The sequence below is a fragment of the Ilumatobacter sp. genome (assembly GCF_049588435.1).
Lineage (GTDB): Bacteria > Actinomycetota > Acidimicrobiia > Acidimicrobiales > Ilumatobacteraceae > Ilumatobacter_A.
In genome coordinates, this window is sequence record NZ_JBAVYV010000442.1 from 1 (window position 1) to 9,716 (window position 9,716).

The 9,716-nt window shown below is 65.8% G+C and carries 10 protein-coding genes; all 10 read right to left on the reverse strand.

The genetic code is table 11. The features are described from left to right. Positions 1-146 precede the first annotated feature (146 nt). Positions 147-926, reverse strand: coding sequence for an ABC transporter ATP-binding protein (locus WBV89_RS16945; protein ID WP_423982519.1), 780 nt, complete (start codon positions 924-926; stop codon positions 147-149). 30 nt (positions 927-956) lie between these two features. Beyond that, positions 957-2,534: an ABC transporter substrate-binding protein gene (locus tag WBV89_RS16950; RefSeq protein WP_423982520.1), complete on the reverse strand. Its 1,578-nt coding sequence runs from the start codon at positions 2,532-2,534 to the stop codon at positions 957-959. A 57-nt stretch (positions 2,535-2,591) separates the two neighbouring features. Next, the gene (locus WBV89_RS16955; RefSeq protein WP_423982521.1) at positions 2,592-3,656 is read right to left on the reverse strand and encodes a branched-chain amino acid ABC transporter permease; all 1,065 of its coding nucleotides are present in this window, start codon (positions 3,654-3,656) and stop codon (positions 2,592-2,594) included. After that, entirely contained in the window at positions 3,656-4,765 is a 1,110-nt protein-coding gene (locus tag WBV89_RS16960; protein ID WP_423982522.1) for a branched-chain amino acid ABC transporter permease, read from the reverse strand. Before WBV89_RS16960 ends, WBV89_RS16955 begins: the two co-directional genes overlap by 1 nt. 100 nt (positions 4,766-4,865) lie before the next feature. Further along, the gene (locus WBV89_RS16965) at positions 4,866-5,495 is read right to left on the reverse strand and encodes a response regulator (RefSeq protein ID WP_423982523.1); all 630 of its coding nucleotides are present in this window, start codon (positions 5,493-5,495) and stop codon (positions 4,866-4,868) included. Beyond that, positions 5,492-7,195 (reverse strand): PAS domain-containing protein, encoded by a 1,704-nt coding sequence (locus WBV89_RS16970; RefSeq protein ID WP_423982524.1) that lies wholly within the window; start codon positions 7,193-7,195, stop codon positions 5,492-5,494. Before WBV89_RS16970 ends, WBV89_RS16965 begins: the two co-directional genes overlap by 4 nt. Beyond that, complete coding sequence (locus tag WBV89_RS16975) at positions 7,192-7,479, reverse strand: Dabb family protein (protein WP_423982525.1); 288 nt, start codon at positions 7,477-7,479, stop codon at positions 7,192-7,194. Before WBV89_RS16975 ends, WBV89_RS16970 begins: the two co-directional genes overlap by 4 nt. 97 nt (positions 7,480-7,576) lie before the next feature. Beyond that, positions 7,577-8,395, reverse strand: a complete 819-nt coding sequence (locus tag WBV89_RS16980) for a phytanoyl-CoA dioxygenase family protein (protein ID WP_423982526.1) — start codon at positions 8,393-8,395, stop codon at positions 7,577-7,579. Between the two features lie 20 nt (positions 8,396-8,415). After that, positions 8,416-9,027 (reverse strand): nitroreductase family protein, encoded by a 612-nt coding sequence (locus tag WBV89_RS16985; RefSeq protein ID WP_423982527.1) that lies wholly within the window; start codon positions 9,025-9,027, stop codon positions 8,416-8,418. Positions 9,028-9,050: 23 nt separating this feature from the next. Beyond that, positions 9,051-9,716 (reverse strand): aldehyde dehydrogenase family protein (locus WBV89_RS16990; RefSeq protein WP_423982528.1); only part of this gene is annotated, 666 nt, incomplete at its 5' end.

The following is a 9,716-nucleotide window of genomic DNA, read 5'->3' on the forward strand; positions in this document are numbered from 1 at the left end:
CGTCTTGCACAGCGTGGTCTTGCCCATGCCGTTGCGTCCGACGATCGACACCGCCTCGGTGCTCATCGAGAACGTGAGATCCTCGAGGATCATCGAATGCCCATATCCGGCGCAGAGGCCTTCGACGTCGAGCAGGGTGTCGCCCATCAGCCCGCCTCTCCCAGGTAGATCGCGTGGACCAACGGATTCGAGCGGATCTCCTCGGGCGTGCCGACGGCGACGGTTTCTCCGTCCGCCATGACCACCACCCGGTCCGAGACCTTGAGTGCGACGTCCATGTCGTGTTCGATCAGCAGCAGCGTGGACTCACGAGGTAATGCTTCGAGGAGATCGATCAACCGCTCGCGTTCACCGCGGGACAGGCCCGAGGCCGGTTCGTCGAGCATGATCAGGTCGGGGTCGGTCACCAGCGCCACACCGATTTCGAGCTGGCGCTGCTGGCCGTGCGAGAGGTCACTGACCTTCTCGTCGAGTTGTTTGCCGAGCCACACCTGTGCTCCCGCCTCGCGGGCACGGGTTCGCATCTCGGCATCGAGTTTGTTGCGTCGGAGCGACAGATGTCGGCCGCGCTTTCCGGCTTGCGCCAGGTAGAGGTTGTCCTCGACGGTCAGGCCGCCGAACAACCGGGTCTTCTGATACGTGCGAGCAACGCCCAGCTGCGGACGCAGCCGCGATGGCAGCGCCGTGCAGTCGATGCCCTTGATGGTCACGCTCCCCTTGGTCGGCGTGATGTCACCCGCGATCGCGTTGAACAACGTGGTCTTGCCGGCGCCATTCGGGCCGAGCACGGCGAGGCGTTCGCCCTGGGCGACATCGAGGTCGATGCCCCCCAGAGCGAGCAGACCCCCGAACGCCACCGCGACCGACTCCAGTCGGAGGAGGGGAGGTGCCGACGGGTCGGCCGGCGTGGTGGCGTTCGGGGTCATGGTCTGTGCCTCAGGTTTCTCCGGAGCCGATCAGCTCTGGGGGACCCCATCGACGACGGGGATCTCGTTGCCCTGCCAGGGCAGTTCCTTTTCCTCGCACGGCGTGTTGTCACGCTCCGGCGGCGGGGTCTCGCTGGAGTACGTACCACCGAAGGTCTGGTCGACGCCCGGCACGATGTACTTCGACTCCTGCACGACTTCGCCGTCGTCGTTCACGACGAGCTGAGCGACGAACGTGTCGACGATCGCCTGGTTGTTCTCGTCCAGGGTCACCGATCCGTACGGCAGGTCGAGCTCGAGACCCGCAAGAGATTCCTGCAGCGCAGCTTGACCGTCGCTGATGTCGCCGCCGACCTCTTCGAGGGCTGCAACCAGTGCGACGCCGGCGGCGTAGTAGCCATAACCGAAGCCGAAGCCGGTCGCGACCGAAGCAGGACCGACTTCGCCGCCACCTGCGCCCGAGGCGAGCGATTCCCACGTCTCGTCTGCGCTCGCGAGGTAGGCCTCGATCTCCGGAGTCTGAATGTCACCGGGCAGCGAGGCGAACCCGCCGACCCAGGCGCCACCGATGTCGGTGCCGAGCGCTTCAGCGAGTGCGGGGCTGAAGAACAGGTTGCCTGCGTGCTGGTCACCGGTCAGGTCGCCCTTGGCGTTCAGGAACGCTTCGAGTGCGGCGTTGGTGCCGGTACCACCGACGACCCAGAAGTAGCCGTCGACCTCATCGGGATCCGGCAGCTGCTGGACGAACGACGAGTAGTCGGTCGTGCCGAGCGGTGGGAACACCTGCGTGACGACGTCGCCGCCGGCTGCGCAGAAGTCGGCGGTGAAGCCGGCTGCCGACGTCCAGCCGAAGCCGTAGTCGTCAGCGATGACGGCAGCGGTCTCCCAACCGGCCTCGTTGACCAGGATGTCACCGATGCCTGCGTTCCACTGGGCGCCGTCACCGGTGTAGCGGAAGAAGTTCGGAGCCTGCACGTGGAGCGTCGTCTCCTGAGCACCGGCGATTCCGTTGATGAAGGTCACCTCGGGGTTGTCCAACGCGTAGTTGGCCACCGCGGTTCCTTCGTCGCCCGACAGCGGGCCGATGACGACGTTGGCGCCGTTCTGCTCGACCAGCGTGCGGATTTCTTGGATCGCACGGTCAGGGGTGTCATCGCCGCAGCCGATGCCGACGAGTTCGATCGAGGTGCCGGCGACTTCGGCACCGTCGAACCCGTCGAGAGCTGTCGTGGTCGAGTTGACGGTCGCGCCAGCGCCCTCGACGAGTGCCAGCGTGGCGCCGGCCACGTTGTCCTCGTAGAAGCCACCGAACGGACCTTCGCACTCCGCGAGGATGCCGAGCTTGACGCCGTCGCCATCGGCGGCCCCGCTCGCGTCGCTCTCGGCTTCCTCGGCCGCTTCGGTGTCATCGGTTTCGGCTTCCTCGACTGCCTCCGTGACCTCGGTTTCGGCCTCCTCGACGGCTTCGGTCACATCGGTCTCGGCCTCCTCGGCCTCGGTCGACTCGGTGTCGCCATCGGCGCTGTCGTCGTCGCTCCCGCACGCGGTGGCGACCAGCGCAAGGCCGACCAGGGCACTGAACGCCCGCTTCGTGGTTGTGGCTCTCATGACATATTCCCCCATGTTGGTGTTGGTTGGTATTGCGAATCTGCGTGCCGATCGGGGTCAGCCGAGCGGTGTGTGCGACGTCGGTTGGTATCCGATGTCGATGAGGTGGTCGTCGTCGTCGGGTTTCTTGCCACGCAGTCGATCCCGAACTCGGGCGATCATTCCTGCCAACCCGTCGGGCGACGTGAGCATGATGATCAGGAGGATCAGACCGACGACGGTGTTGAACCGTTCCTCGGCGAGAATGCGATCGTGGATCACTCCACCGATGCTCCCGAGCCCCGGAATGTCCCGCAGGTAGATGTTCGCTCCGAGGAACACGAACGCCCCGAGCCACGCCCCTTCGAGGTGCACGATGCCACCGATGACGGCGATGATGAACAGGTCGAGCGTCGGGTTGATCCCGATCGAGGTGGGGTCGATCTGACCGTTCCACCAGATGTTGAGGACCCCGGCGATTCCGGCCACGAAGCCAGCGAGCGTGAAGGCGAGCGTGCGGTGGAGCTGCACGTTGAACCCGAGCGACTCCATCCGCACCGGGTCGTCGCGGACACCCTGGAGCGCCATCCCGAACGGGGTCCGAGCGATCAGCCGGAAGGCGACATACGCCAGCCCCGACAGGACCAGCGCCGCGTAGTACAGCCGCTTGGGCTCGCCGCTGAAGAAGTCGGGCGGGTCGATGCCGGTCATGCCGCCGAAGCCGGAGAAGGTGGTGACCTGGCCGAAGAAGTAGAACCCGATCACGGCGTACGTGAGCGTGAGCATCAGGAAGTAGATCCCGGTCGAGCGCGCCGACAGGGTCCCGAGAATCAGCGCGAGGAACGTCGCCACGGCGAGTGCGATCGGCGCCGCGAGCCAGGGCTCCCACCCGAACTTGAGCCCACGACCGCTCTCGGCCACGAGGTTGCCGATTGCGAAGCCGGCGACGCCGAAGATCAGCCACTGGGCGAGCGAGTCCATCCCGCCGTAGGCCGACAGGAAAACGATCGTCGATGCGGCGAGGCCGAGCATCAGAGTCCGCGTCATCACGAAGTCGATGAAGAAGTCACTGCCGATCAGCGGGAGCAGGACGAGCGCCACGAACGCGATCGCGACGGCGAGGGTACGGCTGTTGGTCGGCATCATTCCGTCCTTCCGAACAGACCGTTGGGTCGTACAGCGAGGACGACCGCCAAGATCACGAACGTGAAGATGATCGAATAGAACGTGTAATCCGACGGCAGGTACGCCGGCGAGAACGCGGTCACCATCCCGTAGAGCAGCGATCCGGCGACGGCCCCCTTGATGGAGCCAAGGCCGCCGATGATGACGACGATCAGGGAGTTCAACAGCCACTGCCCGTCGGTCCCGAGCGCGACTCCGGAGAACGAAGCGCCCATCACACCACCCATCCCGGCGAGGAACGAGCCCACGAAGAACGTGATCCCGAACACGAGCGTGATGTTGATGCCGAGCGCGCGCACCATCTCCTGGTCGTCGACGCCGGCGCGGATCACCATGCCCATCCGGGTGCGGTTCAGCCACACCCACAGTGCCACGGCGACGACGAGTGAGATCGCGAGCATGAACAGTCGGCTCGACGCGTACCGCTGACCGAAGATCTCGAAGAAGTGGACCACGTCGCCCGGCCACGTCATCGTCTTGGCCAGGCCGCCGTACTGAAACAGCATCTGGTCGGCGAGGATCACCGTGACCGCAATCGTGATGATCGCCTGACGCAGGTCCTGGCCTTGGTTCCACCGCAGGAAGAACTGCTGCATCACCACGCCGACCACGGCCGCGACGGTCGCTCCCACGAGCAGCGGTGCGAACCAGTCGAACATGCTCACCTCGGACGCGTCGATGTTGCGCGACTTGCCGATCATCTTCTGCTGGACCGAGATGGCGATGTATGCCGCGAGCAGGAAGAACGCTCCGTGGGCCATGTTGACCGTGCGCATCAGCCCGAAGATCAGAGTGAATCCACTGGCGACGACGAAGAGCAGACCGGCGAAGGTCAGCCCGTCGAGGAACGTGACGACGAACTCACCGGGCTCGGCGATCGCGGAGCCGGCCGAGGTTTGAGTCGTCCACGACCGATCGGCGAGGAACAACACCCAGATCACAGCGAATCCGATCAGTATCGACACGACGACGATCGGAACCCGTCGCATCAGTACGACTTGGCGCGGTGTCATGTCGAACAAGCCGAGCTTGACCTTGCTCGCGCCCGCCGGTGTGGTCTCTGTCACGTTCCCAATACCCCCACGAGCAAGATAAAGATGTTGGGGAGTCCGGCAACAGAGGCGGCAGACCCAATCCGACTAGCGCGTTGGAGGGGGGCCGAAAGAACTAGTCGCGCGACAACAACGCCGCTGCCGCCTCCGTGCGGGTCCGCACGCCGAGCTTCATCAAGATGCTGCTCACGTGGTTCTTGACCGTGAAGACGCTGAGGAACAGCGTGTCGGCGATCTGCGCGTTGGTCATCCCCGATGCCAACAGTTCCGCGATCTCGAGCTCTCGCGACGTCAGGCTCGAGAGGCTCGACGACGGCAGACCGCCGACGAGTGCGAGGGTGACCTCGGGGGAGAACGTCGCGGTTCCCTCCGCTGCACTCCGTACCGCCTGGGCGAGCGACGTGGCGTCGACCGACTTGATCAGATACCCCGTCGCTCCCGCCTCGATCGCCTCACGGACGCGCGCACCGTCCGAGAAGCTCGACAGGGCGAGGATGCCGAGCGTGGGGTGGGACGCCCGGAGCCGTCGGATCGCCTCGATCCCGCCGATCCCCGGCATCACCAGGTCCATCACGACCACGTCGGGTTCGAGCTCGGCGACGGCGGCGATCGCCGCTTCACCACTGTGCGCCTCGCCGACGAGGTCGAGATCCGCGAAGCTCGCCAGTACCGACGTCACACCCTCGCGCAGCAGGTCGTGGTCATCGACCACCAGCACCCGTCGCGTCATCAGCGGACCGCTCACTGCGTCACCGTCACCGTCACCGTCGTGCCATCGGAGTCGCTCTCGACCTCGAGCCTGGCGCCGATCGCGTCCGCCCGCTCGCGCATGATCTGCAACCCGAGATGTCCACTCGGCACGTTGTCCGCGTCGAATCCGTCCCCGTTGTCCGCCACCCTGAGGACGACCGGCGGACCGGTGGTCAGGCGGACGTCGAGTTCAGACGCGTTCGAGTGCTGCGCCATGTTGCTCAATGCCTGTTGCGCGATCCGGTACAGGGCGATGTTGACTGCCGGGTCGAGCTGCACCCGTTGCAGCTCGGCGGTGACCTCGATCCGGCGTCGCCCCTCCAGGGCGTTGAGCAGGTGCTCGATCAGATCGCGGAGCTGGACCTCGGCCAGCTCGGAGGGTCGCAGCTCGAGCAGCAACTCACGCATCTCCGACAGCGCGCCGCGCGTCAGCTGCCGCAGACGGTCGATCCGCTGGTGGAGATCGGAATCCTCCTCGACATCGCTCAAGAGCGACTCGGCGCTCAGCGCCGCGGTCCACAGCGACTGATTCACCGCGTCGTGCAGATCCCGCGCGAGCCGTTGGCGCTCCTCGGCAGCCGCGAGCTCGGACACCCGTTGAGCGAGCCTGGCGTTGGACAGCACCGCACCGGCCAGGTCGGCCACGGCACCGAGCCGCTCCCCGTGGTCGGCGGTGTAGAAGCCGGGCGTCGCGCTCTCGACGATCAGGTAACCGACCAGTTGGTCGGCGACGCGCATCCGTGCGCCGAGCACACAGCCCGCCGGCCCGAGTGCCGTCCGTGGATCGTTGACGATGACCGGTCCGCGCTCGTCGATCAGTCGACGGATGACCGTCAAGTCCGCGAGCTCTGCCGAATCGACGTCGATCGCCTGGTCGAGGTAGCCGAACCCGGCCATGTGCCGAGTCAACTCCAGACTGCCGTCGTTCGACGCGAGCAGGATCCCTGCGAGATCGTTCGACACGAGCCGTTCGACTCCGCCGAGCGCCTGCTCGGTCACCGATTCCAGATCGAACGTCTGCGACATCGCGGCGGCGGTGTCGCGCAGTGTCTCCGCGTAGGTGCGCTGCTGTCGCTCCTGGGCCTGCGACCGGATGCGATCGTCGACCTCACGCCGCAGCGCCTCGTTGGCGCGTTCGATCTCGGCGGTGCGACGCTGCACGCGTGCATCGAGGTCGTCGAGTGTGCGCTTCAGCTCCTCCTGGGCGAGATGGACGTCCGTGACGTCCTTGAACGCACCGAGCAGCCCGATGATCTCGCCGTTGAGGTCGCGCAGCGGGACCTTGTTGGTCTCGATCCAGGTGACCACGCCGTCCGCCCGACGCAGGCGTTCGAGAATTCCGAACTTCGGCTCGCCACTCTCCATCACCGCACGGTCCCAGTCGATGAACCACTCGGAACTGAACTCACCATCGTCGGCCCACGGCATGTCGCGGTCGCTCTTGCCGAGGAGGAGCGCCGGCTCGAATCCGGCAAAGTCGGAGAACGCCTGATTGCAGCCGACGAATCGCGAGTCGAGGTCCTTCCAGAACACGGCATTCGTCATCGAGTCCATCAGGATCTTCAGCATCTGCTCGCTGGCTGCGAGTGCTTCCTCTCCCGAGAGCTCGCCCTGGAGCAGCGCCGCGTACATGTCGCGGACCTCGTTCGAGCGGTTGGACGCTCCGGGCGACGAGAACGCGGTCGGTTTGGTCATCGATCGTCGACCACGTAGTCGAGTTCGAGGAAGTCGGCGACGTTGGGGAGCCACGCCTCCGCGACGAACGCGACGTGGACGGGGTGATCGTTGTACGCGGCGTATTCGACGTCGGATTCGAAGTACATCGACAACCCGTGCGTGAAGTCGTTCTTGCTTCCGACCTGGCGGAGCACGGCGAACCGCTGCACGCCCGGAATCTCCCGGAGTTCGTCGACGCGCGTCCAGAACGCGTCGACCTGCGCATCCTCGGCAAACCTGAACGTGACCGTGTGCTGGATCATCTGTCCCCCTTCATCCGCAGCCGCACCCCCGCGGCGCTGGTGAGCAGTGTCACCGCTCGGCGCGGGAAGGTCAAGCGGACAGCATCGTGGCGACCGGTCAGCGTGTCTGGCCGTCGACGCCGACACCGTCGAGGACGGCGTCATCGTCGTTGTGGCTGTGCGTGAATCCGAGTTCGCGCTCGATCTGCACGGTCGACTCGGGCCGGAACGCGAGGATGTAGGCCCGGCGGAAGCCGTCGGTCGTGTTCCCGCCGGATCCGTGCATCACGCGTTCGTTGTGCACGGTCACGTCGCCTCGACGGATCGGCACGGTGACCGGCTCGTCGGTCGGCAGGAGATCGGTGCCCAGCGCGTGCGATTCGCCCCGGTCGCCGAACTGCGGCGCGTGCGGTCGCAATGTCGCTTCACCGACCGTCGACGGAACGAACCGCATGCACCCGTTCTCGACGGTCGAGTCGTCGACCGCCAGCCACAGCGTCGCCGTGCGGGTGTCGGGCGTGTCGGGCCAGTACGCCATGTCCTGGTGCCACGCGAACACGGCGTCGTCCTTGAACGGCTGTTTGGCGAGGAGTTGGTCGTAGTCGATCACCATCCCGTCGCCGTGCAGTTGCGCGGTGACCGACGCGGCCCGACGTTCGAACACGTTGTTGCGCCACGCCGGGTGATAGCGGCGCGGGAGCATCACGTTGATGATCGAGAAGTCCTCGGGGCGGCGTCCGTAGTCGCCGGCCATGTCGCAGTAGTCCTTGCCCGGCACGTCGATCTCGCGTCGAAGGAACCGGTCGTACACCGTCTCGATCTCGTCGACCTCGTCGGCGGTGAGCAACCCCTCCAGGTGGACGTACCCGTTGTCGGCGAAGGACTGCTTCTCGTCGTCGGTGACCAGATAGTGGTCACCGGTGATGCGCTCGGACATTGGTGGTTCCCTTCTTCGAATCAGGCTCGCAGGTCGCCCTGCCAGCCATCGCGGTGGACGACGTTCTCGTAGGGCTCGCGGGTCAGCGGGCCGAAGTTGCGTGCGGGCCACCCCATCGGGATCATGCACCCGATGTGCACGTCGTCGGGGATGTCGAGCGTGTCGCGGATCACGGGTTCGGCGACGCCCTGGAAGGTGGTGAACACGGTGCCGAGACCGAGCGATCGCGCTGCGATGATCAGATTCTGCGCCGCCGGATAGATCGCCGACCACACGAACGAGTCACGGGGAGCCCCGTACGGGTAGATCGCCTTCCCGCAGACGAAGATCAACACCGGGCACGACTTCAACGTCTCGATCAGGTGTGCGGTGCCGTCGAGCATGAGTCGATGGGTGCGATCGGGACGATCCATCGCTGCGACGCGATCGCCCATCACCGCGTCGACCGCCTCGCCGATGATCCGCTTCTTGTCGGGGTCGGTGACGACGACGAAATCGCGGCCCTGCGAGTTGCCGGGACTGGGCGCCCACGTCGCGGCGGTGATCACCCGTTCGATCAGTTCGTCGTCGACCGGGTCCGACTCGAGGTAGCGCATCGCTCGGCACGTGCTCATCGCTTCGAAGACGTCCATGTCAAAACTCCACACCTCGGCCGTCAGGCCGGAAGCTGGATCGCCTTCTTCTCGAGGAACTCGTCGAGTCCGGAGCGGCCGAGTTCGCGACCATTCCCCGACGTCTTGTATCCGCCGAACGGGGCCAGGGCATTGAACCGGCCGCCGTTGACCATCACCTGACCGGTCTGGATCTGTCGGGCGACGGCGACGGCGTGGTCGTCGGAGTCCGCCCACACCGCGCCGGACAGCCCGTACGGCGAGTCGTTCGCCACGGCGATCGCTTCCTCCTCGCTGTCGACCGGCACGATGCAGAGAACCGGACCGAAGATCTCCTCCTGGGCGATCACCATCGAGTTCGCGACGTCGGCGAAGATCGTCGGCTGCACGTAGAAGCCGGTGTCGTAGCCCGAGGGGTCGTCCGGACCTCCAGCGACCAGCCGGGCTCCTTCGTCGATGCCGGTGCGGATGTAGTCCTGCACGGTCGACTTCTGTGATGCCGACACGACCGGACCGAGGAAGTTGTCGTCGCTGGTCGGGTCACCCATCGACAGTGAAGCGAGCGTGTTCACCGCGAGGTCGACGACCTCGTCCTGGGCGCTGCGCGGCACGATCATGCGGGTCAGCGCGGTGCACGTCTGACCACAGTTCAGCATCATGCCGATCACGCCGGCGGGGACCGCCTTCGAGAGATCTGCGCCGTCGAGGAT